Origin of the sequence: Haematobacter sp. (assembly GCF_032102465.1) — a bacterium.
In the GTDB taxonomy this organism is placed as follows: Bacteria; Pseudomonadota; Alphaproteobacteria; order Rhodobacterales; family Rhodobacteraceae; genus Haematobacter.
Map to the genome: position 1 here is coordinate 1 of NZ_DAMDHB010000040.1, position 24,304 is coordinate 24,304.

20 protein-coding genes and 1 pseudogene are annotated in these 24,304 nt (G+C 67.7%); 4 read left to right on the plus strand and 17 right to left on the minus strand.

Annotation, left to right across the window (positions count from 1 at the left end; translation table 11 throughout):
• Positions 1–115 precede the first annotated feature (115 nt).
• Positions 116–601, minus strand: coding sequence for a flavin reductase family protein (locus RT513_RS17735; RefSeq protein ID WP_290686687.1), 486 nt, complete (start codon positions 599–601; stop codon positions 116–118).
• 189 nt (positions 602–790) lie between these two features.
• Here RT513_RS17735 and RT513_RS17740 point away from each other — a divergent pair, with 189 nt between their 5' ends.
• Positions 791–982, plus strand: a complete 192-nt coding sequence (locus RT513_RS17740) for a hypothetical protein (protein WP_290686688.1) — start codon at positions 791–793, stop codon at positions 980–982.
• Between the two features lie 349 nt (positions 983–1,331).
• Here RT513_RS17740 and RT513_RS17745 read toward each other — a convergent pair.
• Both RT513_RS17745 and RT513_RS17750 read right to left on the minus strand, forming a co-directional pair.
• A pseudogene (locus RT513_RS17745) lies at positions 1,332–1,487 on the minus strand (PHP domain-containing protein); the annotation flags it as partial.
• Positions 1,488–1,624: 137 nt separating this feature from the next.
• Complete coding sequence (locus tag RT513_RS17750) at positions 1,625–1,813, minus strand: hypothetical protein (protein WP_290686691.1); 189 nt, start codon at positions 1,811–1,813, stop codon at positions 1,625–1,627.
• 144 nt (positions 1,814–1,957) lie between these two features.
• On the opposite strand from RT513_RS17750, the gene glpK reads away from it, so the two are divergent.
• Positions 1,958–3,454, plus strand: coding sequence for a glycerol kinase GlpK (gene glpK / locus RT513_RS17755; protein WP_290686693.1), 1,497 nt, complete (start codon positions 1,958–1,960; stop codon positions 3,452–3,454).
• 2 nt (positions 3,455–3,456) lie between these two features.
• Here glpK and RT513_RS17760 read toward each other — a convergent pair whose 3' ends face one another.
• Positions 3,457–4,026, minus strand: a complete 570-nt coding sequence (locus RT513_RS17760) for a L,D-transpeptidase (RefSeq protein ID WP_290686697.1) — start codon at positions 4,024–4,026, stop codon at positions 3,457–3,459.
• A 225-nt stretch (positions 4,027–4,251) separates the two neighbouring features.
• Complete coding sequence (locus RT513_RS17765; protein WP_313534200.1) at positions 4,252–4,563, minus strand: hypothetical protein; 312 nt, start codon at positions 4,561–4,563, stop codon at positions 4,252–4,254.
• Between the two features lie 249 nt (positions 4,564–4,812).
• Between RT513_RS17765 and RT513_RS17770 the strand changes: the two genes are divergently transcribed.
• On the plus strand, positions 4,813–5,697 hold the full coding sequence (locus tag RT513_RS17770; protein WP_290686701.1) for a cation diffusion facilitator family transporter: 885 nt from the start codon (positions 4,813–4,815) through the stop codon (positions 5,695–5,697).
• Positions 5,698–5,892: 195 nt separating this feature from the next.
• On the opposite strand, the gene RT513_RS17775 is transcribed toward RT513_RS17770, so the two are convergent.
• The 12 genes from RT513_RS17775 to RT513_RS17830 all read right to left on the minus strand — a co-directional run bounded on the left by RT513_RS17775 (position 5,893) and on the right by RT513_RS17830 (position 22,609).
• The gene (locus RT513_RS17775) at positions 5,893–8,307 is read right to left on the minus strand and encodes a Tex family protein (RefSeq protein ID WP_313534201.1); all 2,415 of its coding nucleotides are present in this window, start codon (positions 8,305–8,307) and stop codon (positions 5,893–5,895) included.
• A gap of 1,264 nt (positions 8,308–9,571) precedes the next feature.
• Complete coding sequence (locus RT513_RS17780; protein ID WP_290687883.1) at positions 9,572–10,333, minus strand: siderophore-interacting protein; 762 nt, start codon at positions 10,331–10,333, stop codon at positions 9,572–9,574.
• A gap of 124 nt (positions 10,334–10,457) precedes the next feature.
• Positions 10,458–11,711 carry a peptidase T gene (pepT, locus tag RT513_RS17785; protein WP_290687882.1) on the minus strand — a complete coding sequence of 418 codons (1,254 nt, stop codon included), beginning with the start codon at positions 11,709–11,711 and terminating at the stop codon, positions 10,458–10,460.
• A 467-nt stretch (positions 11,712–12,178) separates the two neighbouring features.
• Complete coding sequence (locus tag RT513_RS17790; protein ID WP_290687880.1) at positions 12,179–13,774, minus strand: GMC family oxidoreductase; 1,596 nt, start codon at positions 13,772–13,774, stop codon at positions 12,179–12,181.
• Positions 13,775–13,902: 128 nt separating this feature from the next.
• A complete protein-coding gene (locus RT513_RS17795) occupies positions 13,903–14,913 on the minus strand; it encodes a branched-chain amino acid ABC transporter permease (protein ID WP_409518426.1) in 1,011 nt (336 codons plus the stop codon).
• Positions 14,906–15,793, minus strand: coding sequence for a branched-chain amino acid ABC transporter permease (locus RT513_RS17800; protein ID WP_290687876.1), 888 nt, complete (start codon positions 15,791–15,793; stop codon positions 14,906–14,908). Before RT513_RS17800 ends, RT513_RS17795 begins: the two co-directional genes overlap by 8 nt.
• A 1-nt stretch (position 15,794) precedes the next feature.
• A complete protein-coding gene (locus tag RT513_RS17805; protein ID WP_035746927.1) occupies positions 15,795–16,496 on the minus strand; it encodes an ABC transporter ATP-binding protein in 702 nt (233 codons plus the stop codon).
• Complete coding sequence (locus RT513_RS17810) at positions 16,497–17,273, minus strand: ABC transporter ATP-binding protein (RefSeq protein WP_313534203.1); 777 nt, start codon at positions 17,271–17,273, stop codon at positions 16,497–16,499.
• Positions 17,274–17,275: 2 nt separating this feature from the next.
• Positions 17,276–18,499, minus strand: a complete 1,224-nt coding sequence (locus RT513_RS17815; RefSeq protein ID WP_290687867.1) for an ABC transporter substrate-binding protein — start codon at positions 18,497–18,499, stop codon at positions 17,276–17,278.
• A gap of 25 nt (positions 18,500–18,524) precedes the next feature.
• Positions 18,525–19,736, minus strand: coding sequence for an ABC transporter substrate-binding protein (locus RT513_RS17820; RefSeq protein WP_088214164.1), 1,212 nt, complete (start codon positions 19,734–19,736; stop codon positions 18,525–18,527).
• 100 nt (positions 19,737–19,836) lie between these two features.
• Positions 19,837–21,021: an ABC transporter substrate-binding protein gene (locus RT513_RS17825; protein ID WP_373447782.1), complete on the minus strand. Its 1,185-nt coding sequence runs from the start codon at positions 21,019–21,021 to the stop codon at positions 19,837–19,839.
• A gap of 586 nt (positions 21,022–21,607) precedes the next feature.
• Positions 21,608–22,609, minus strand: coding sequence for an NADPH:quinone oxidoreductase family protein (locus RT513_RS17830; RefSeq protein WP_290687864.1), 1,002 nt, complete (start codon positions 22,607–22,609; stop codon positions 21,608–21,610).
• 478 nt (positions 22,610–23,087) lie between these two features.
• Here RT513_RS17830 and RT513_RS17835 point away from each other — a divergent pair, with 478 nt between their 5' ends.
• Entirely contained in the window at positions 23,088–24,302 is a 1,215-nt protein-coding gene (locus RT513_RS17835; protein WP_290687862.1) for an efflux RND transporter periplasmic adaptor subunit, read from the plus strand.
• Positions 24,303–24,304: the final 2 nt, after the last annotated feature.

The following is a 24,304-nucleotide window of genomic DNA, read 5'->3' on the forward strand; positions in this document are numbered from 1 at the left end:
CCGCGCGCCGCTGGCCGCCGCCGCTTACCCCGGCCCGCATGCGGCAGCTCGCCGTGGGCCTGCTGTTCTGCTCGGGCGCGGCGCTGGTCGGCCCCGCGCTGACAAGGCTCGCGGGCTAGCCTTCGAACCTGCCGCGAAAGAAGAGGAGCGGCGCTCCCTCGCCCCGCGCCCGCACCCCCTGCACCCTGCCGATCACGATGGAGACATCGCCCTCCTCCACCACCTGTGACACGCGGCAGTCGAACACGCCGAGCGCCTCGCGGAACACAGGTGCCCCGGTGACGAAGGTTTCCCAGCGGCCCTCCTCGAACAGCTTCTCCCCCTTGCCGCCGAAGGCCTGCGCCAGCGCTCCCTCACTCGCAGGCAGGAAGTTCACCGCGAAATGCCCCTTCTCCAGCACCCCGCTCAGCGCGGAGGTCTTGCGGTCGATGGAGACCAGCATCACCGGAGGGGCGGCAGAGACATGGGAGGCCGACAGCCCCAGAAAGCCGGTCCAGCCCTCCGCGCCATCCGCCGTGACCAGCGTGGCCCCTGTCGCCCGCTCTCCCAGCGTTTTCCAGAACTTGCCGATGTCGATATCGGTCCCCGTGGCTTCCATCATGCGCTTTCCCCGTGACAATGGCGCGAGATTGGCCGAGCCGCGTGGGAACCGCAACCCATGGCGACCGCCCACCGCAATCCCTCAACAGGCTGCTGAAAAAGTCCTGAAATGTCATGCCTATACGCCGGAAATCTGAAAATCGGCCCGGAACGCCCGGAAGTATATGAATTTCCAGCTGGAATTCGTCAGATGGTGAACGATTTCCAATCCACCACAGGCCAAAAAGCCTTTTTCAGCCGCCTGTTAAGCGCCACCACCGGGCTGCGGAAACCGCGCCTGTCCGGCGGCGGCGATCCCCGCGAGGCTCGGTCGTCAGCCGGAAGTCAGCCCGATATGTCCATCACCTCGCGCAATCACCGTCTGAACGCGGGCACCGTCTGAAGGATGGGCACGGCCCAGGGACTGGCACAGCGTAAGGACTGCACGGCCTGAAGCAACGGGCACGATGTAAAAGGCGGGGTCGCAGCCACGCCTCAGGGCCGGATCTTCGCGATGGTCGCCCCGCGGAGGAGGGAGGGAGGGTTTCGGGAACGCAGGCATGAACGGCCGATCACCCTCCCGGCTCTGCAGGCTTTTGCCCCGCGAAGGAGGGCTGTCGGCAAACCACCGGCGTAAACCCAGCGACGTGACAGCAGCATGCTTCCCAAAGGGAAGAAGAAACGCGGGTTCGCTACCGGGCGGCAGGGTCGCAGGGACATGCCCTGACCGTGGCCCAACGCGCACCGCACCACGCCGACCACGGAATTGCGGCCACGGAATTGCGGTCGGTGATCGCGATTGCCCACAATCCGAGCTCCGCGGCGCGGGTGAACAGTTCCTCTGGATGCGACGCCCCGCGCAGGAAGGTGAAGTTCGAGGTCACACACAGTTCGGCATAGGCGGTCACACGAAGACTCCTTGCGCGAACCAGGCCACCGACCCGGCCGCGGCCCGCGGGCTGCGGAACAGCCAGAGCCGCGGCCCCTCGCGGGTCTCGACCCGGCAGTAATCGCGTCCGCCCGCCCGCCGGGCCGGATCGTCGCGCTACCATCCGGCGTTGATCCGCTCAGGCCCATGCGTGCGCAGCGCGGAGAAGCGCACCCGCCGCCAGCCGAACCGGGAGGTCGTGTTGCCGGAGACGGCGGTCAGCGGTTCCGGCCGGAAGATGAGCAGTTCATCGAGACATGACGCCCCCTGCCGCTGGGAAACGGGCCGAAGGGATCCGGGCCGCATCGCAAGCCGCGCGCTTCGAGGCGAAGGAGGACGCACATGGCCGGTAACCCGTGGCCACCGACCCATGTTGCCGGTCAGGCCGCGCGGAAACACTACTGGCGACAGGCTGCGGGACCGGGCTAGATGGCAGGGGGGAGGACCGTCATGACCCATATCCTTGCCATCGACCAGGGCACCACCTCGTCGCGCGCAATCGTTTTCGACCGCAACCTCGCCATCCGCGCCATCGCGCGGGAGGAGTTTCCCCAGCATTTCCCCGCTCCGGGCCATGTGGAACACGATCCCGGCGACATCTGGCTGACGGTCGCGGGCACCATGCGGCAGGCGGTGGAAAAGGCCGGGCTGACCGGCGCCGACATCGCCGCCATCGGCATCACCAACCAGCGCGAAACCACGCTGCTCTGGGACAGGCGCACCGGCCAGCCCCTGCACAACGCCATCGTCTGGCAGGACCGGCGCACCGCACAAAGCTGCGCCCGGCTCCGCGACGCGGGCCATGAACGGCTGGTGACGGAGCGGACCGGCCTGATCCTCGACCCCTACTTCTCGGCGACGAAGCTCGCCTGGCTGCTGGACACGCTCCCCGACGCCCGGGAACGCGCCCGGCGCGGCGAACTCGCCTTCGGCACGGTGGACAGCTACCTCGTCTGGCGGCTGACGGGGGGTGCGGTGCATGCGACCGACGCCACCAATGCCGCACGCACGATGCTCTACAACATCCATGAAAACCGCTGGGATGAAGAGATCTGCGGCCTGCTCGGCATCCCCCTCTCCCTGCTGCCGGAGGTGCGGGACTGTGCCGCCGACTTCGGGATGGTGAGGGAGGATCTGCTGGGCCGCGCGATCCCCATCCTCGGCATCGCGGGCGATCAGCAGGCGGCGACCATCGGGCAGGCGTGCTTCTCCCCCGGCATGGTTAAGGCGACCTACGGCACCGGCTGCTTCGCGCTGCTGAACACCGGCGACACGCCCGTCGCCAGCCGCTCCCGCCTGCTCACCACCATCGCCTACCGGCTGGACGGACAGACAACCTATGCGCTGGAAGGGTCGATCTTCATCGCCGGAGCGGTCGTGCAATGGCTCCGCGACGGTCTCCGCCTCATCCGGCGGGCGGAGGAGACACAGCCCCTTTCCGAGGCCGCCAACCCGGCGGAGCGGCTGATCCTCGTCCCCGCCTTCACCGGCCTCGGCGCGCCCTACTGGAAGCCCGAGACGCGGGGCGCGATCTTCGGTCTCACCCGGGCATCAGGCCCCGCCGAATTCGCCCGGGCCGCGCTGGAAAGCGTGGGCTACCAGACGCGCGATCTCATGGAAGCGATGCATGCCGACTGGGCCGGTTCGGGAACCCCGCCCGTTCTGCGCGTCGATGGCGGGCTTTCCGCCTCGGACTGGGGGATGGCCTTTCTGGCCGACATCATCGGCGCGCCGGTGGATCGGCCGGAGGTGCTGGAAACGACCGCCCTCGGTGCGGCATGGCTCGCGGGGCAGAGGGCGGGCCTCTGCCCGGGACAGGAGGAATTCGCCCGGACATGGGCGCTCGACCGCCGGTTCGAGCCGCAGATGGCGGCCGGGGAACGCGACAGCCGCTATGACCAGTGGAAGGCGGCGGTGGCGGCCACCATCGCCGTCCCCTTCGCCTGAGATCAGAGCAGCCGCACCTGCGTGCCGATCGGCGCGAGGGCGTAAAGCTCCTCGATATGCTCGTTGTAAAGGCCGACGCAGCCGGAGGAGGACGGCCGCCCGATCTTCCGCGTATCCTGCGTGCCGTGGATCAGATAGGCGGGCCACGTCAGATAGAGCGCATGGGTGCCGAGCGGATTGTCCGGCCCCGGCGGCATGTAGTGCAGGCTCGGATCCCGCGCGATCATGTTGGCCGTCGGCGTCCAGTCCGGCCCGACGCGCTTGCGCACCACCTCGGTGAAGCCGGTGCGGGTCAGTTCGTCGCTCATCGGCACGGAACTCGGATAGATCCGGTATTCCAGCCCGTCGCCGGACCAGAAATGCACGGCGCGGGAGGTGAGGTCGGCGACGATCACTCCCTTGCCCAGCGTGGCGAAATGGTCCTGCCAGCGATGGGTGACAAAGCTGGAGATGTTGCGCCGGTGGCTCGGTGAGCGGACGTTCGGCTCCTGCGCGCGCGCCAGCGCGGGCGCGAGGAACGGCATGGCGAGCGCCCCGAGCAGGAGGCCGCGTCGCGTGGCGGGAGTGGTCATGGCTGTCCTCGGTTCTGTCCCGCCTCTCGGGGCGGTGTGGTGGCGATAATTGTATCCGTTTGTATTCGCAAGGTTTCGCACCGTCCCCGACCCACTTCGAGCCCATTTCGGGGCCGCTTTCGGCAGCGGCCGGCGCGGACATTCGTATCTTGCCGGGAAGCTATCTCCTGCGGTGCGAGGGGCCATGCGACGAAATGTCCATCCCGATCACGTCTGCGCGCGTGATCAGGTCTTTTGCGGCTCTTTTCCGGCAAGCGGATCGCCGCCCTTGACGCCCTCCGTCTCCGCCTTACCCTTGCCGCGCGCCCGAAGGAAAAGGCAGAACAGATGACCGATCAGGATCGCCGAGCCGACGGAGCAGCATCTCCTCTCTCTCCCGATGAGCCGGGGTATCCCGGCGGCGATTCTGGCGGCACCCGCCCCGACCCCGCCGCAGCGCAGCCAGGCACCGGCGCAGCCCATGATCCCGGTCCGCATCCTGCCCATGGCGATCCCCCGGTCCACACCGGGGTGAACAACCATGGGGAGCACAACCATGGGGAGCACGGCCAAGACACACACGCCTCCGGTGCGGACGGCGGGCATCACGATCACGGCTCGCCACACCCCGGAGCAGGCCACCCCGGAGCGGCAGCCCCGGAGCAGGCAACCCTGGAGCAGGCAACCCGCTCCACAAAGACAGGCCACACCGCAAAGGATGACGCGGCACATGACCACGGATCGCACGGGCACGGATCACACGGATCACACGGGCACGAAGCCCATGACCATTCCCACGCGCCGGCGGTGACACGCTCCAACGAGAAGCGGATCCTCGTGGTCTTCCTGATGACGGCGGGATACGCGCTGGTGCAGGTGGTGGGCGGGCTGTTTTCAGGCTCGCTCGCGCTTATCGCGGATGCGGGGCACATGGTGTCCGACGCGGCGGCGCTGCTGCTGGCGCTTGTCGCCTACCGGGTTGCGCGGCGGGCGGCGAATGCGCGGGTCAGCTACGGCTACCACCGGGTCAGGGTGCTGGCGGCGCTGGTGAACGGCGGCTCGCTCCTGCTGCTCGTCGGCTGGATCGCGTGGGAGGCGGTGCTGCGCTTCCGCCAGCCGGTGGAGGTGCTGGCCGGGCCGATGCTCGCGGTCGCCGTGGTGGGCCTGCTGGTCAACATCGCGGGGGCGCTGATCCTGCATCGCGGTGGCCAGCAGGATCAGAACCTGCACGGCGCCTTCCTGCATGTGCTGGGCGATCTTCTGGGGTCCGTCGGCGCCATCGCGGCCTCCATCGGCATCATGTTCACCGGCTGGATGCCGCTGGACCCGCTGCTCTCGCTTCTGGTGGCGCTGTTGGTGCTGCGCTCGGCCTGGCTGCTGGTGAAGGACTCCGTGCTCGTGCTGCTGCAGGCAACCCCGAAGAACCTCGATCCGGGTGAAGTTCTGGCCGAAGCCGTGCGCATCCCCGGCGTGGCGGAGGCCGCGCATTTCCACGCCTGGACCCTGACCGACACCACCATCGTCGCGACGCTCCACGTCACGCCCGCGCCCGGCGTCGATCCGCTGGACCTGCCGCCCCGCGTCAGCGCCCATCTGCGGAAGCGGTTCGGCATCGACCACGCCACCGTGGAAGTCGACCGCCCCGGTTCCATCCGCGCCACGGCGGAAGACACCCGCCCCGCAACCGCCTGACTCCGGCCCCTATCAGGCTGCTGAAAAAGTCCTGAGGCGTCATGCCTATGCGCCGAAAATGGGAAAATCGGCCCGGCAACGCCCGGAAGCATATGGATTTCGTCAGATTGCGAACGATTTCCGCTCCAACACAGGCCAAATCCAACACAGGCCAAAAGCCTTTTCCAGCCGCCCGCTAACGGCGCGCGCGCAGGCTCACTTCCGCTTCATCGCCTCCAGCAGTGCTGCGCCAAGCGCGCTGTTGCCCCCGCCGTCTGCGCGATCCGCCGCGCCGCTCCGCGGGCTGCCGGCCTTCTTGCCATCCGACGGACTGCCCTTGCGCGGCTCGTTCTGGCCCGGTTTCCCCCTGCTTCCCGCGCCCCTTTCCCCCGTGCCCCGGTCGCCGATACCCCCGCCGCTCCGCTCCGCAGACCGCTCGCGCCCGGCTTCCGCCCCCGCGTTGTCCTTCCGCATCGTCAGACCGATCCGCTTGCGCGGCACATCCACCTCCGTCACCCGGACAGAGACGACATCCCCCGCCTTGACCACCTCATGCGGGTCCTTGACGAACCGGTCGGCAAGCTGGCTCACATGGACCAGCCCGTCCTGATGCACGCCGATATCGACAAAGGCCCCGAAGGCCGCGACATTGGTCACCACACCTTCAAGCCGCATGCCCGGTCTGAGGTCGGAGATCGTCTCTACCCCCTCGGCAAAGGTGGCGGTGCGGAACTCCGGGCGCGGGTCGCGGCCGGGTTTCTCCAGCTCCGCCAGAATGTCCCGCACCGTCGGCAGGCCGAACCGCGCGTCGGTGAACTCCGCCGGGTCCAGCCGCCGCAACGCTTCCGGCTCCCGCACCAGCGCCCGCAGGTCGCGCCCGCTGGCCGTGACGATCCGGCGCGCGACATCATAGGCCTCCGGGTGCACGGCGGAAGCGTCGAGCGGCTCCTTCCCCTCGCGTATCCGCAGGAAGCCCGCGCATTGCTCGAACGCCTTCGGGCCAAGGCGCGCGACCTTCAAAAGCTCCTTCCGGCTGGCGAAAGGCCCGTTCTCGTCCCGGTGCTGGACGATGGCCTGCGCCAGCCCCGGCCCGATCCCCGCCACGCGTGAAAGCAGCGGCCGCGAGGCGGTGTTCAAGTCCACCCCGACCCCGTTCACCGCATCCTCCACCACCCCGTCCAGCGCGCGGCCCAGCCGGTGTTCGTTCACGTCATGCTGATACTGGCCGACGCCGATGGATTTCGGCTCGATCTTGACCAACTCCGCCAGCGGATCCTGCAGCCGCCGCGCGATGGAAACCGCGCCTCGCAGCGACACGTCCAGCCCCGGAAATTCCTCCGCCGCCAGCGCCGAGGCCGAATAGACCGAGGCCCCCGCCTCCGACACGACCACCTTCATCGGCTTCTTGCCCTGCAGTCCGGCCAGCAGATCGGCGACCATCTTCTCCGTCTCGCGGCTCGCCGTGCCGTTGCCGATGGCGATGAGGTCGATGCCATGCCGCGCGATCATCGCCCCGAGCACCGCCTGCGCGCCCCGCAGGTCGCTTTTCGGCGGGAAGGGATAGACCGTCGCCGTCTCCAGAAGCCGCCCCGTCGCATCGACCGCGGCGACCTTCACCCCGGTGCGGATGCCCGGATCCAGCCCCAGCGTGGCTCGCCCGCCCGCAGGCGCCGCAAGCAGCAGATCGCGCAGGTTCCGGGCAAAGACGCGGATCGCCTCCTCCTCCGCCCGGTCGCGCAGCTCCCCGAACAGGTCGATGGAAAGCGTCGTGCGCAGCTTCACCCGCCACGTCCAGCCGGCCACGTCCGACAGCCACAGATCGCCCGGCCCGCGCCCCGCGACCCCCAGCGCCGCGCGCACCATCCCCTCGGCCCGGCCCTGCCCCGGCGCGGCCTCGCTGTCCACCTCGAGGTCGAGCGTCAGGATCTCCTCGTTCCGGCCCCGGAACATGGCCAGCGCGCGGTGACCGGGGACGGATTTCCATGGCTCCACATGGGTGAAATAGTCGGAGAACTTGGCGCCCGCCGTCTCCTTGCCTTCGACCACGCGGGAGGCGACGCGCGCCTCCGCCCGCAGATGGTCGCGCAGCCGCCCGATCAGCGCCGCGTCCTCCGCCAGCCGCTCGGCGATGATGTCGCGCGCGCCTTCCAGCGCGGCCTTCGGCTCCGGCACGGCCTCGCTCACAAAGCCCGCGGCCAGTTCGGCGGGAACGGCCCGCCGGTCGGCAAGGATCGCATCGGCCAGCGGTTCCAGCCCGTTCTCCCGCGCGATCATCGCCTTGGTGCGCCGCTTGGGCTTGTAGGGGAGGTAGATATCCTCGAGCGCGGCCTTGGTCTCCGCGCCCGCGATCTCCGCCTCCAGCGCCGGGGTCAGCTTGCCCTGATCGCGGATGGAGCCGAGGATGGTCGTCCGCCGCGCGTCCATCTCCCGCAGATAGGCCAGCCGTTCCGCCAGCGTGCGCAGCTGCGTGTCGTCAAGCCCGCCGGTCGCCTCCTTGCGGTAGCGCGCGACGAAAGGCACGGTGGCCCCGCCGTCCAGCAGCGCCACCGCCGCCGCCACCTGATCGGGCCGGGCCGATATGTCGCGAGCGATGGCTTGCGCGATACGGCGGGCAGGGTCGATGGGTGTCATTGCGGTCTCCTTGGCTCTCCCCTTCTCCATGACAGCGAAGGGCGCGGGGACGCAAGGCGGCACGATGGCCGGACGGCAAAACGCCGCCATCGGGGACCTGCGCCGGTCATACGCCAGCGCAGTCCGCCAGGGCGGTCGCCCCATCGCCCGGAGCAGGGCGACCCAATGCCGTGGTGAAAATGTGAAAGCGCCACACACGCATGGAGCGGGTAACGGAGCCGGCGATATGCCGAAGAGGGAGCGCCTCACACACTCGCGGAGCGGATTCCGCCAGAAACGACCGCCGCCACGCGAGCTGAGCGGACCCGACCGGGCAGAAGTACTGCGGTTATCGCAACGGCGCCCCCCGCGCGGAGCAGACTTTGGCGCCAACGGCCCATCAGCCGGAAAGGGGCGCCTCCGCCCCCCGCGCGCGGAGGAGATATGCGCACGGCAGCCTGATCGGCCGCACTTGCCTCCGCACCCTCTGCGCGCGGAGCAGATCCATTCCGGCGAGCGCTGATCCAGCACGCGTCAGCGCCTCCCGCTCTCGATGAGCAGATCCGTGACCTTGGCGCAGAAGACGTCCAACTCCGCGCCCCCGCATGGAGCGGACCTATTTCGCGTTATCGCCCCATCCACCCCGGGTAGCCCACAGGCGCGGGCGGAGCGGGCACGACAAAGGATGGCGAAACCATGAGTAACCTTCAGCAGGCTACTGAAAAAGCCGGATATCGACGGGGCCTCGCGTTGAAAGCCGGAGAATCGGTCCGGTTCCGGCCAAAGCTTGAGGTTTCCGGGACGCTCTTCAACGATGTGGGGAAGGTCTCCGCCTCAGCGTAACCCCCAAATGCTTTTTCAGCAGCCTGTTGGCGTTCCCAAACACGCAGAACCGACCCTGCGTCAGCCCTGGGGATCGCCGGGTTGGCAGGCTGCTGAAAAAGTCCTGAAGTTTCATGCCTATGCGCCGGAAATCGGAAAATCGGCCCGGAAACGCCCGGAGGCTGGATTTCGTCAGATGGCGAACGATTTCCGCTCCAACGCACACCAAAGCCTTTTTCAGCGGCCTGTGAGAGCGCCTCCGCACGCGCGGGGACGGGGCGGAAAGATCAGCATCTCGTCCACCGATCTCAGCGCGCCCGGGGATCCGGGCTGTGTGTGATAGCACGTGGATCTTGTGAGCGCCTACACCCGCCGCGCGGTGGGGGCGACGCCCCGCCCTCTACCGCCAGCGGAGAGCATCCCGCCGGAAGCGGACATGGCGCGATGTCCGTCGCGCAGGGCTTCAGTCGAAATGCTCGACCGCATCGGCAGCGCCCGCCACCCAGTAGCCCGAGGCCTTGACCCAGTGCTTCGGCAGGCCACGCTCCTCCAGAAGATAGGCGCGGAGCGCCCGCGTCACCGAAGCCTCCGCCGCGATCCAGACGAAGCAGCGCGGGCCAAGCTCCATCTCCCGCAGCGGGGCGAGCAGCCGCTCGGCCAGCACGGCCTCCGCCTCAGGGCGGTGGATCCAGCGGATATCGGTCGTGGCGGCGGTGTCGAAGCTCTGCTCGTCCTCCGGCCCCGGCACAGCGATGAGCGCGGCAACGGGCGTGCCCGCCGCCATCTCCTCGATCCGCCGCCCGATCGCGGGCAATGCGGTTTCATCCCCGATCAGCAGCCAGCGGTCGATATCGCCCGCAATGACCTGCGACCCGCGCGGCCCCCCGATGGTCAGCCCCGACCCCTCCACGGCAGAGAGCGCCCAGTCCGTCGCCGGCCCCGCCTCGTGCAAAGCGAAGTCGATCACCAGCTCCCCTTTGGCCGCGTCATGGCGCCGGGGCGTATAATCCCGCCGTTGCGGCTCGCCCTCGCCCAGCAGCATGATCTTCACGTGATCGTCCGGCGCGGCGCTGTAGAACCCCTCCAGCTCCGCCCCGGTCAGGGTGATGCGCTGCATATGCGGGGTCAGCCGCTCCGTCCGGGCCACGATCAGGTCACGGCGCTTCAACTCGTGGCGGATGCGCTCGATCCGCGGCTCGGCGTGCTGCGCGGCGATATCAGTCATGGTCTTCATCCTTCCTGCCGCAGCGGCGCGGCCGATTCTGCAGGACCGACCGTTCCGCTGATCCCGCCTGTTGCCACCTCAGGGCGACAAATCGTAGTATTATTGTCAACAATACTCGTCCGCGTCAAGCGGATGGCTCACCCGCCGCGTTTTCCGCAATCCGCAGGCAGACCCGAACCGCCGCCGCCATATCCTGCACGCTGACCCATTCGAGCGGGCCGTGGATCTCCTGCATCCCGGTAAAGACATTGGGCGTGGGCACGCCCATCTCCGTCAGGCGCGAGCCGTCCGTGCCCCCGCGGATGGGCACCGAAACCGGCTCCAGCCCCTCGGCCCGCACGGCGGCGCGGGCGATCTCCACCGGGGTCATGTCCTTTTCCAGCCAGTAACGCATGTTGCGATACTGCGGCCGGATATCGCACACCACCCGCGCCCGCGGCTCCGTCGCCTGCACCGCGGCGGCCGCCTGCCGCAGCAGATCGCCCTTGGCCGACAGACCCTCCAGCTCGAAGTCGCGCAGGATGAAGCGCAGCTCCGCCCTGGCCGCCGTGCCGGTGATCTCGTAGAGATGCAGGAACCCCTCCCGCCCCTCCGTGACTTCCGGCGTCATCGTCGCCTGCGGCAGGAGCGCCACCAGCTTCGCCGCCAGATGCAGGGCATTCACCAGCTTGCCCCTGGCCCAGCCGGGATGGGCCGAAACCCCGGTGATGCTGACGATCGCCCCGTCCGCCGAGAAGCTCTCATACTCGATCTCGCCCAACCCCGCGCCATCGAACGTATAGGCGAAGTCCGCGCCCAGATCGGCAGGCAGCCGCCTGTCCACGCCGCGCCCCACCTCCTCATCGGGCGTGAAGGCCAGCCGCAGCTTGCCGTGCCGGATCTCCGGCTGCGACAGCAGATGCCGCGCCGCCGTCATGATGATCGCCACCCCCGCCTTGTCATCGGCCCCGAGCAGCGTGGACCCGCTCGCCGTGATGATGTCGTCGCCCATCTTGGTGCCGAGATAGGCCGACACCTCCGGCGACAACACCAGATCGGGCGCATCCGGATAGGTGATCGGCCCGCCGTTGTACCCCCGGTGAACGCGCGGCTTCACCCCCGTCGCGTTATAGGCAGGCGCGGTATCCACATGGGCGAGCAGCCCGACGACCGGCGCGCCCTCCGCTCCCGGAGTGGCGGGAACCGTGGCCAGCACGACGCCATAGTCGGTGATGGTCACATCCGCCGCGCCGATCTCGCGCAGTTCCTCCGCCAGCAGCCGCGCCATGTCGAGCTGGATCGCCGTGCTGGGGGAACTCTCCGAGCGTTCGTCACTCTGGCTGTCCACCTGCACATAGCGGACAAGCCGCTCTTCCACTTCACGGTCGAAATCGGTCATGCTGTCCTCCGGGCGTTTCAGGGGATGAGCCGCCGAAGCGCGGGCGAAGTCAACCCGCCCCGCACCGCTGCCCCGCCTTTCTTCCGAAACCCCGGACACGCCCGCGGAGGGGGCGCCATCCCGCTGGCCGGGCCTGATCCGTTCTATGAGCCTGCCGCGATCGGAGCGCGGCACAGACCGACCCCTCCCCCGTCGCGGAGGAGAGCAATCGCCCGCCGCGCGAAGCTCCCAAATGGCGCAGCGTGGCGGGCGATTGCGGAAGCCAAAGGCGGCGGAGGCACCCGCGCGTGCCCCCTGCGTCATGAAAAATCGCAAAGACGCCGACGCAGCCCGCAGCCCGCCGAAACGATCCCGAAGTGTCATTTTCAGGCGCTGGCAGCCGGACATCGGCCCCGGAAAGATCCGAGCTCTGCAGATCTACAGCCGGATCGCGAAGGATTTGCGCTCCCGCGCGGATCCGCCGCCTGCTAGCGGTTGTCCGACAGGATCATCGCCGCAGCCTTTTCCGCGATCATGATGGTCGGAGAGTTGGTATTGCCGCTGGTGATCGTCGGCATGACAGAGGCATCCGCCACCCGAAGCCGGCCGATCCCCCGGAGGCGCAGCCGGGGATCCACGACGGAGCCGTCGTCCCCGCCCATGCGGCACGTGCCCGCCGGGTGAAAGATCGTCGTGCCGATCTCTCCCGCCGCACGACGCAGGTCGGCGTCGCTCTGGTAGTCCGGGCCGGGACGATATTCTTCCGGCTGGTATTGCGCGAAGGCGGGCTGGCTGGCGATCCTGCGCGTCAGCCGGATCGCGCGCGCGGCCACCTCCAGATCGCCCTCGGTCGAAAGGTAGTTGGGCCGGATCGCGGGCGGGCTGCGATAGTCGCCGTTCACCGCCCGCACCTCTCCCCGGCTCTCGGGGCGCAGGTTGCAGACGCTCGCCGTCATCGCCGGGAACGGGTGAACCTTGTCGCCGAACTTGTCGAGGCTCACCGGCTGGACATGGTATTCCAGATCGGGCGTCGCCTTTTCCGGGCCGGAGCGGGTGAAAATCCCCACCTGACTCGGCGCCATCGACATCGGGCCGGAGCGTTTTAGCGCATATTCCAGCCCGATCGACGCCTTGCCGAACAGCGAGGACGCCTTTTCGTTCAGCGTGGGTACGCCCGTCACCTTATAGACCAGCCGCAGTTGCAGGTGATCCTGAAGGTTGCCGCCAACGCCCGCCACCTCCCGGATCGGGTCGATGCCCGCATCGCGCAGCGCCTCCCCCGGTCCGATGCCCGAGAGTTGCAGGATATGCGGGGAGCCGACCGCGCCCGCCGAGAGCACGACCTCTGCCCGCGCGCGCGCCACCTTCTCCTGACCTGCATGGTCATAGACCACGCCGGTCACCTCGCCACCTTCGACCTGCAGCCGCTTGACCTGCGCTTCCGTCAGCACGCGCAGATTGGGCCGGTTCATCGCGGGCCGCAGGAAGGCTTTCGCCGCGCTCCAGCGGATGCCGGACCGCTGGTTCACGTCGAAATAGCCGCCGCCCTCGTTCGTGCCGGTGTTGAAGTCGTCGGTGCGCGGAATGCCCGCCTCCACCGCCGCGTCGAGAAAGGCGTCCAGCACCTTCCAGCGCACGCGCGCCTTCTCCACCCGCCATTCGCCGCCCGCGCCATGCAGGTCGGAGGCGCCCTTGTAGAAATCCTCCTGCCGCTTGAACACCGGGAGCACGTCGTCCCAGCCCCAGCCGGTGCAGCCGAGCTGCCGCCAGTGGTCGTAATCCGCCGCCTGCCCCCGCATGTAGATCATGCCGTTGATGGAGGAGGACCCGCCCAGCACCTTGCCGCGCGGATAGCCCAGCTTCCGCCCGTTCAGCCCCGGCACCGCCTCCGTCTGGAAACACCAGTCGGTGCGCGGGTTGGCGATGCAGTAGAGATAGCCCACCGGAATGTGGATCCAGTGGTAGTTGTCCCTGCCCCCGGCCTCCAGCAGCAGCACCCGGTTCCTCGGGTCGGCGGAGAGCCGGTTGGCCAGAACGCAGCCCGCCGATCCCGCGCCGATGACGATATAGTCGTATTCTTCCATCTCGACTCTCTGGCTGGGCTGTCTGGATCAGATGTCCGGGGGGCCGTGACGGCCTCCCTTCTCGCGCGTGTCAGGGGCCCACGACGGGCCCCCTTCTTGCAGGGGTCTTGGCCCCCCTCTCGAAAAGCTCAGTTCTCGGCCTTGAACCCGAGGCTCCGGCCGATGCGGGAGGCATAGAACTCCCCGATGATGCCGCGGCGGAACAGCAGCACGCAGACCATGAACACCAGACCCGTGACAATGGTCACCGGGAAGTCAGAAGTGGCGAGGTAGTTCTGCAGCGTCACCACAAGCCCCGCACCGAACACCGGACCGAGGAAGGTGCCGATCCCGCCCAGCAGCGTCATCAGGATGACTTCGCCCGACATCTGCCAGGCCACGTCGGTCAGCGTGGCGAACTGGAAGACCAGCGCCTTCAGACCGCCCGCCAGCCCCGACAGCGCCGCCGACATCACGAAAGCGCCGAGCTTGTAGCCCGCCGTCGAATAGCCCAGCGAGATCGCCCGGTTCTCGTTCTCGCGGATCGACTTCAGGATCATGCCGAAGGGCGAATGCACGAACCGCCAGATGATCGCCATGCCGATCAGGAACACCGCCAGCACGAAGTAATACATGTTGAGCGGCTGGTTGAGGTCGATGACCCCGAAAAGATGGCCGCGCGGTACGGACTGGATGCCGTCCTCGCCATGGGTGAAGGGCGCCTGCAGACAGTAGAAGAAGAACATCTGGCTGAGCGCGAGGGTGATCATCGCAAAGTAGATGCCCTGCCGCCGGATGGCGATGGCACCCATCACCAGCCCCAGCAGCGCCGCCCCCGCGACCCCGGTCAGGATCGCAAGCTCCGGCGAAAAGCCCCAGACCTTCGCCGCATGGGCGGTGAAGTAGGCCGCCCCACCGAAGAAGGCCGCATGGCCGAAGCTGAGCAGCCCCGTATAGCCGAGCAGCAGGTTGAAGGCCGAGGCGAACAGCGCGAAGCACAGAAGCTTCATCACGAAGATCGGATAGACGTAGAAGGGCGCGGCCAACGCCAGCGCGAGCAGCACCAGCAGAAGCCCGATGCGGATCGCGCTGGCCCGGGGGTGGACCGCGACGGACGCCGCCGCGGGAACGGAAGAACCATGTGCGGACATGTCAGGCATCCTTTCCGAAAAGTCCCGCCGGGCGCAGGAGCAGGACGATGGCCATGATGACGAAGATCACCATGTTGGAGGCTTCCGGGTAGAAGACCTTGGTCAGACCCTCGGCGATGCCCAGCATGTAGCCGGTCACAATCGCGCCGAGGATGGAGCCCATCCCCCCCACGACGACCACCGCAAAGACGATGATGATGATGTTGGAACCCATGAGCGGCGAGACCTGGTACACCGGCGCGGCCAGCACGCCCGCCAGCGCCGCCAGCCCCGCGCCGAGCGCATAGGTGAAGGTCAGCAGCAGCGGCACGTTCACCCCGAAGGATTGCACCAGCACCGGGTTTTCCGTCGCCGCGCGCAGATAGGCGCCGAGCTTGGTCTTTTCGATCAGCACCCATGTCGCGATACAGGCGATGAGCGAGGCCACGATCACCCAGCCGCGATAGATCGGCAGGAACATGAAGCCGAGGTTGACCGCCCCCGTCAGCTGCGGCGGCGCCGGATAGGGCTGGCCGGAGGCGCCGAAGAAGTAGCGGAACGTCCCCTCGATCACCAGCGCCAGCCCGAAGGTGTAGAGCAGCCCGTAAAGGTGGTCGAGCTTGTAGAGCCGGGACAGCATGGTCTTTTCGATGATTGCCGCAAAGACCGCCACGATCAGCGGGGCAAGCAGCAGCGCGAACCAGTAGTTCAGCCCCAGCTTGGTCAGCAGCAGCAGCGCCACGAACGCGCCCAGCATGTACTGCGCGCCATGCGCGAAGTTGATGACCCGGAGCAGACCGAAGATCACCGCCAGCCCCAGCGACAGCAGCGCATAGAAGGAGCCGTTGATGAGGCCGATGAGCAACTGGCCCATAAGTGCCTGGATCGGCACGCCGAAGATTGTCGTCATGTCAGACCCCCAGCTCCTGGTTGAGCAGTTCCATCTTGTCGGCCAGTTGCGAGACGGGGAACTCCGCCGTCATCTGCCCGTGGTCCATCAGGTAGAACCGGTCCGCGATCTTGGAGGCGAAGCGGAAGTTCTGCTCCACCAGCACCACGGTCATCCCGCGCGCCTTGAGCTTCACCAGCACCTCGCCGATCCGCTGGATGATGACGGGGGCCAGACCCTCCGTCGGCTCGTCCAGCAGGATGCATTTCACGCCCGTGCGCAGGATCCGCGCCATGGCGAGCATCTGCTGCTCGCCCCCCGACAGCTTGGTGCCGGGCGAGTTGCGCCGCTCCAGCAGGTTCGGGAACAGGTCGTATATCTCGTCGAGACTCATGCCGCCCGGCGCCACCACCGGCGGCAGCAGCAGGTTCTCCTCCACCGAAAGCGTGGCGAAGATGCCCCGCTCCTCCGGGACGAAGCCGATGCCCGTGCGCGCCACCTTGTAGAGCGGCATGGCCATCAGGTTCTGGCCGGCAAAGGTGATCTCGCCCGTGCGCTTCCGCAGGATGCCCATGATCGTGCGCAGCGTCGTCGTCTTGCCCATGCCGTTCCGGCCGAGGATGCAGATCATCTCGCCTTCATCGACATGCAGGTTCACGCCGTGAAGGACATGGCTCTCGCCATACCAGGCTTGCAGGTTCTTTACTGTCAGCAGCGCGGCCATCTAGTCCTCCGTGCCCATGTAGGCCGTGCGCACGCGGGGGTCGCGGCTCACGGTCTCGTAATCGCCCGAGGCGATGATCTCGCCCCGCTGGAGCACCGTGACGTGGTGGCAGATGTCGGCCACGACCGACAGGTTGTGCTCCACCATCAGCACGGCGCGGTCCTTGGCCACCTCGCGGATGATGTCGGCCACCATGTGCACATCCTCCTGCCCCATGCCGGCCATCGGCTCGTCGAGCAGCAGCACCTGCGGGTCGAGCGCCAGCGTCGTCGCGATCTCCAGCACGCGCTTGCGCCCGTAGGACAGGTCTGCTGCGCGCGTGTGCAGGTAGGGCGTGAGCCCCAGATGCTCCACCAGCTCCTCCGCCCGCCCGTTCAGCCGGTCGAGCGCGGACAGCGGCAGCCAGAACTGCGTGGCCAGCCCTGCCGGCCGCTGAAGCGCGACACGCACGTTCTCCAGCACCGTCAGATGCGGAAACACCGCCGAGATCTGGAACGACCGCACCATTCCCATCCGCGCGATCCTGTCGGGCCGCGTGCCGGTGATGTCGGTGCCCAGAAGCTCGATCTTGCCCCGCGTGGGCTGAAGGAACTTCGTCAGCAGGTTGAACACCGTGGTCTTGCCCGCGCCGTTCGGCCCGATCAGCGCGTGGATCCGGGCGTGACGAACGTCCAGATCCACGTTGTTGACCGCGGTGAACCCCGCGAAGTCCTTGCCCAAGCCCCGGGCGGTAAGAACCACCCGGGCATCGTCCTGTGCCTGCTGCATCGCCACCATCGTCATTGCACCAAGGGGCAGCCGGTCGTCTTGGGATCAGGATAGGCATCCTTCCCCGGAACGGTCGCCAGAATGTTGTAGAAGTCCGAATCGCCCTTCATCTCCTCGGGCTTCTTCACCTCGATGAGATAGACATCGCTCGCCATCCGCCCGTTCGGCCAGACGACGCCGTTCTGGGTGAAGGAGTCCTTCACCGGCATCTCGTGCAGCTTGGCCGCCACCGCGTCAGGGTCGTCCGTGCCCGCGGCCTCGATCGCCTTCAGATACTGAAGCACGGCCGAATAGGTGCCCGCATGGATCATGTTGGGATAGACCCCGGCCTTGGCCTTGATCCGTTCGCCCAGCTCGCGCGAGATGTCGTTGGCATCCCAGTAGTAGGATTCCGCCAGCACCAGCCCCTGCCCGGCCGCCACGCCGATGCCCCGCACTTCCGGCAGCGTGAACAGAAGCGCCGCCATCCGCTGGCCGCCCTGAACGATGCCGAATTCCGACGCCTGCTTGATCGCGCTCTGCGTGTCCAGCCCGGCGGAGGCCAGCCCGACGACCTTCGCGCCGGAGGCCTGCGCCTGCAGCAGGAAGGAGGAGTAATCCGTCGTGCCGATCGGATGGCGGACGGAGCCCAGCACCTTGCCGCCCTTCTCCTCCACCACCTTCGTGGTCGAAGCCTCGAGGTTGTGGCCGAACGCATAGTCGGAGGTCAGGAAGAACCAGCTGTCGCCGCCCTCCGCCACCAGCGCGCCGCCCACCACGTTGGACAACATCGTCGTGTCGTAGGCCCAGTGGAAGTTGTAGGGCGTGCAGGCCTTGCCGGAGATGTCCGCCGCCCCGCCGCCGGTGACCATGGTGATCTTCTTGGCGTCCTTCGACAGCCCCACCACCGCCAGCGCCACGGCGGAGTTCGGCAGGTCGGTGATCATGTCCACCTGTTCGGTGTCGTACCACTGCCGCGCGATGTTCGATGCCACGTCGGGCTTGTTCTGGTGATCGGCGGTGATGACCTCGATCGGCATGCCCAGAACGGTGCCCCCGAACTCCTCCACCGCGACCAGCGCGGCCTGATAGGAGGTGCGCCCGGTCGTGTCGGCATAGACGCCGGACTGATCGTTCAGGACACCGATCTTCACCTTGCCGTCGGAGATCTTTGCCTCCTGAGCAGCGGCGGGCCCCGCAACGGAACCGGCGATGAGCGCAAGCGCCGCAGCGCCGGTCATGAGTGTGTTTTTCATTCTCCCCTCCCCTTGGTTGAACGTCTTATTGCGTCAGCGGGCAGCCGCTGTCCTTCGCGCTCACATTGGCCTGTTCACCCGGCACTGTGGCGAGAATGTTGAAGAAATCCTCGGTCCCCGACATTTCGGAGGGCTTCTTGACCTCCAGCAGGAACACGTCGCTCACCATGCGCCCGTTCGGCAGCACCTTGCCGCCCTGCACATAGTCATCGTTCACGGGCATTTCGTGCAGCTTTGCCGCGACCGCCTTGCCATCGTCCGTGCCTGCGGCCTCAATGGCCTTGAGGTATTGCATCACCGCCGAATAGACGCCGGCCTGAAGCATGTTCGGATAGACGCCGACCCGCTTCTTGATCTTCTCGCCCAGCCTGCGCGACTCGTCGTTCCGATCCCAGTAGTAGTTCTCCGTCATCACAAGCCCCTGCGCCGCTTCGGCGCCAAGCCCGCGCACATCCGCCAGGGTGAACAGCAGCGCCGCGAATTTCTGCCCGCCCGCCGTGATGCCGAATTCCTGCCCCTGCTTGATGGCATTGGCGGTGTCCAGCCCGGCAGAGGCCAGCCCGATCACCTTGGCGCCCGAAGACTGCGCCTGCAGCAGGAACGACGAATAGTCCGTCGTGGCCAGCGGATGACGGACCGCGCCGAGCACCTTGCCGCCCTTCCCCTCCACGACCTTGGTCGTCGCCTGTTCGAGACTGTGGCCGAACACGTAGTCGGCAGTCAGGAAATACCAGCTGTCGCCGCCCTGCTCGACCAGGGCTCCGCCCACCACGCGGGAGAGCATCTCGGTGTCATAGGCCCACTGGAAGGCGAGCGGCGTGCATTGCGCCCCGGTGATGAGGGCGGAACCGCCGCCGACCGAGATGGTCACCTTGCCCCGCTCCAGGCTCAGCGCCTGCACCGCCAGCGCGACGGAGGAGGTCGGCAGGTCCATGATCGTGTCCACCTGTTCGGTGTCATACCATTGCCGCGCGATGTTGGAACCGATGTCGGTCTTGTTCTGGTGATCGGCAGCAACGATCTCGATCGGCGCGCCCAGCACCGTGCCGCCGAAGTCTTCCGCCGCCTGACGCGCCGCCTCGACGCCCGTCCGCCCTCCGGCATCGGCATAGACGCCCGACTGGTCGTTCATGATGCCGATCTTGACTTTGCCGTCAGAGATGCCCTGCGCCGCGAGCGGCCCTGCCGCGAGCAATGCTGCGACGGCGACGGAAGCCGCATAACCGTGAATCTTCATCCTACCCTCCATGAAGTTCCGTGACCTGTCATGTCGATCCGGTCTCCCCAACCGGATCGGGCGGGCCGGACAGTCCGGCCACACCCGTCGCATCACCCGGTCAGTTGACCAGCGGGCAGCCCGATTTCGCCGGATCGGCAAACGCCTGCGCGCCGGGGATCGTGGCCTTCACCGTGTAGTAATCCCACGGAACGTCGCTTTCGCCGGGTTTCTTCACTTCCATCAGATAGGCGTCGGTGATGAGCCGCCCGTTGGCGCCGACATGGCCGTTCTCGCTGAACACGTCATGCACCGGGAGTTCGTGGAGTTTCTTGGCCACCGCCTCGGTCTCATCCGTGCCCGCGGCCTCGACAGCCTTCAGGTAGGAGAGCACCGCCGAATAGGTGCCCGCCTGAACCATGTTCGGCATGACCTTCGTGCGCTCGAAGAACCGCTTGCCGAACTCCCGGCTCGCGTCGTTGCGGTTCCAGTAGAAGCTTTCCGTCAGGTTCAGCCCCTGCGCCGTCTCCAGCCCGAGGCCGTTGACCTCCGCCAGCGTGAACAGCAGCGCGGCGAGCTTCTGCCCGCCCGCGGTGATGCCGAACTCAGCCGCCTGCTTGATGGTGTTCTGCGTGTCGAGACCCGCGTTCGCCAGCCCGATCACCTTGGCACCGGAAGACTGCGCCTGCAGCAGGAAGGAGGAATAGTCCGTCGTGGCCAGCGGGTGCCGCACCGCACCGACGACCTTGCCGCCCTTCTCCTCCACCACATGGGTGGTCTGCTCCTCGAGGCTGTAGCCGAAGGCATAATCCGCCGTCAGGAAGAACCAGCTGTCGCCGCCGCCATCGACCAGCGCCCCGCCCGTTCCGACCGCGAGCATATGGGTGTCATAGGCCCAGTGGAACCCGTAGGGCGTGCACTGCTTGCCGGTCAGCTCCGCCGTGGCGGCGCCGGTGTTGATGGTGATCTTCTTCTTCTCCAGGCTCAGCGCCTGCACCGCCAGCCCCACGGAGGAGGTGGTCAGTTCCATGATCGTGTCCACCTGTTCGGTGTCATACCACTGCCGCGCGATGTTGGAGGCGATGTCGGGCTTGTTCTGATGGTCCGCCGTGACCACTTCGATCGGCGCGCCCAGAACCTTGCCGCCGAAATCCTCGACCGCCATCTTCGCCGCCTCGAAGGAGGCCTTGCCGCCGAAATCGGCATAGACGCCCGACTGGTCGTTCAGGATGCCGATCTTGACCTTGCCGTTGGATACTTCGGCCAGCGCCGGGCCGGCCGTCAGGGCACAGATGGCCGCCGTCATCAGTAGTCTTTGCATATATTCCCCCCCTCGCAACCGCCCTGCCGGGACGTCGCGCTCCATCCGCCGGATCGCCCGGCGCCTCTCCATCTTGTCTGCTGCGACACCGCCTCCACTTCCCTCCGGGGCGCCGCAGCGTTACTTAGCCAGAGCGCAGCGAGCCATGCAAGAGAGGCAATGCAGATATTCGCTGGAAAGGACCATCATGTGGTCTCCCACGTCCTTCACCTAGCGCCATTTCCCCCAATGGAACCGGCATTTTTCCAAATTGAAGGCAGAAGCGTGAAAACTGGGCAGCCCGAATCGTTCCACGTAACGGACCTTCCGCAACCCGGCGAGTCACCTCCCCGGCCCCGGGACCAAAGCGGCCGCACCCGTCACGCACCACGTCGCGAATGCCCCAGGCCCGGACACGAGCGCCAAGCATAAACGCCAGGCACAAACGGCAGACAAGAATGCCACCCAGCCGCCGAAGGCAGGCATGGCGCACGTGAACGAAAAATCCGAACCGCCAGCAAAAAAGGGGGGACAGCGATGCGTCCCCCCTTCTTCATGACAACCATTGCCTCGCGGCCGCCGCCGCAAAAGGTCAGGCCAGTTCCAGCACCAGCTTGCCCGTCACGCCCCGGCCCGACAGCCGCGCGATGGCCTCTCCCGCCCGGTCGAGCGGCAGGACATCGGCCACGGGCGGCTTCACCGCGCCCCGCGCATGCAGCGCCAGCAGCTCGTCCATGGCGCGGTGATGCGCGGCCGGGTCCCGGCGCACGGCAGCCCCCCAGAACACGCCCCGGATATCGCAGCTTTTCAGCAGGGTGAGGTTCAGCGGAATCGACGGGATTCCCGCCGGAAAGCCCACGACCAGATAGCGCCCGCCCCAGGCCAGCGTGCGCAGCGCCGGTTCCGCATAGCCGCCGCCCACCGTGTCGAACACGATATCCGCCCCGTCCGGCATCGCCTCCTTGAACGCGTTGGCGAGCGCCCGCCCCGCCTCCCGGTCGCCGCCCACCGTGGCGGGATAGAGCACCGCGCCCTCCGCTCCCCGGTCACGGGCCAGCGCCAGCTTCTCCTCGCTGGAGGCCGCCGCGACGACGCGCGCGCCCGCCGCCACGGCAAGCTCCACCGCCGCCAGCCCGACGCCACCGCCCGCACCCAGCACGAGCACCGTCTCCCCCGCCTTCAGGTCGCCCCGCTCCTGCAGCCCATAGAGCGCGGTGCCATAGGTCATCTGCAGCGCCGCCGCCTCCACGAAGCCGATGCCCTCGGTCAGCGGATGGCAGCGCCACGCCTCCACCGTCACCTGCTCCGCCATGCCGCCGGATGTCAGGAAGGCCATCACCCTGTCGCCCTTTGCGAAACCGGTCACATCCGGCCCGACAGCCTCCACGACGCCCGCAACCTCCGCACCGGGCGAAAAGGGGCGCGGGGGACGCACCTGATAGCGGTCCTCGATGATCAGCGCGTCGGGAAAGTTCACCCCAGCCGCATGGACGCGGATCGTCAGCTCCCCCGGCCCCGGCGCGGGCGCATCCGCCGTCTCCGCCACGACCAGCGTTTCCGGGCCACCGGGTTCCCTGCTCAACACTGCACGCATGTCTCTCCTCCACGTTCCTGACATTTGTAAGGCATCCTAGCCGCGCGCGGGCCGCGCGCCAATCCCCTCCCTGCGTGCGTCCCCGAAATGCCCCCGAATACGCAATGCCCCCCGGCGTCGGCCGGCCCGCGCCACCACGCCGTGCCCCCTCCCTCCCCGACGCAGCCCGCTCTGCAAGGCCTCGCGCCCCCGGCCCTTCCCGCAACTCCGCCCCGCGCTCCCGCACCCCCTCCGGCACCCGCGCGGCGGCCCTGCGGCGGCACGGCAGCGGCCTTGCACGCCCGTCGCCACTTCGTGACCGCCCCTATCCGACGGAAAGCGGCGACACCTGCGTTGAAGCAGGGAGAGAATGCGGCTCCCCCGCAGGAAAACCGCCGGAAACAGGCCACATGACAGACCAGAAATTCCCCGCCGTGTTGCAGCGTCCCGCCCGCTCTGCAATGGCGAACGACCAGCTCCTGACCGGATACGCCAGACCATGACCCTCCCCCGCCCGCGACGGTTCCTCCTCCTTCTCCTGCTCTGCCTGCTGGCCGGCGGCGCCACCTGGTGGTTCTGGCAACGCAGCCAGACCCCCGCGCAGCCCGCGGTGCTGACCGCAACCGTCGTGCGCGGCAACATAGAGCAGACGGTCCTTGCCACCGGAACGCTCCGCCCGGCGCGGCTGGTGGCAGTCGGCTCGCAGGTCTCGGGCCGCATCACCTCGGTCGATGTGACGCTGGGCCAGACGGTCAGGGCGGGCGACCTCATCGCCCAGATCGACAGCCGCACGCAGGAAAACGCCCTCAAGACGGCGGAGGCCGCACTCGCCGCCTCCCAGGCTCAGCGGGTCGAAAAGGAGGCCTCCCTCCGGCTGGCGGAGATCACGCTCACCCGGCAGTCGGGCCTTTACGAACGCCGCGCCGTCTCGCAGGCGGATGTGGATACCGCGCGCGCCAACGTGGACACGGCCAATGCCCAGATCGCCGCGCTGGATGCCCAGATCGAACAGGGGAAGGTCGCCGTCAGCAATGCCCAGACCAACCTCGGCTATACCCGGATCACCGCGCCGATCGACGGCACCGTGCTTGCCGTCACCAGCCAGCAGGGCCAGACGCTGAACGCCAATCAGTCCACCCCCACCATTGTCGTGCTGGGTCAGCTCGACCGGATGACGGTGGAGGCGGAGATCTCGGAGGCCGACATCCTCAAGGTCTCCCCCGGTCAGGACGTGTATTTCTCAGTTCTGGGCGACAGCGGCCGCCGTTATGAAGGGAAGCTCGAAACCATAGACCCCGCGCCGGAATCCATCACCAGCGACCGGGCAATCTCCACCTCTACCTCCGCCAGCAGTTCCACATCCTCCACCTCCGCCATCTACTACTTCGGCAATTTCGATATCGACAATGCCGACGGGCGGCTTCGCACCTACATGACGGCAGAGGTCCACATCGTGCTGGGCCGCGCCACGGGCGTGCTGACCATCCCCTCCGCCGCAGTGAGCCTGCCACGGGCCGATGGCAGCCGCTCCGTTCAGGTGCAGGCGGCGGACGGCAGCGTCTCCCGCCGTCAGGTGGAGATCGGGCTGGACGACAAGGTGACGGCAGAGGTGACCTCGGGCCTGCAGGAGGGCGACCGCGTCGTCACCGGCACGGCGGCGGGCGTGGCGGGCGACGGCAGCCAGCGCCGTCCGCGCGGCCCCATGGGCTTCTGAGG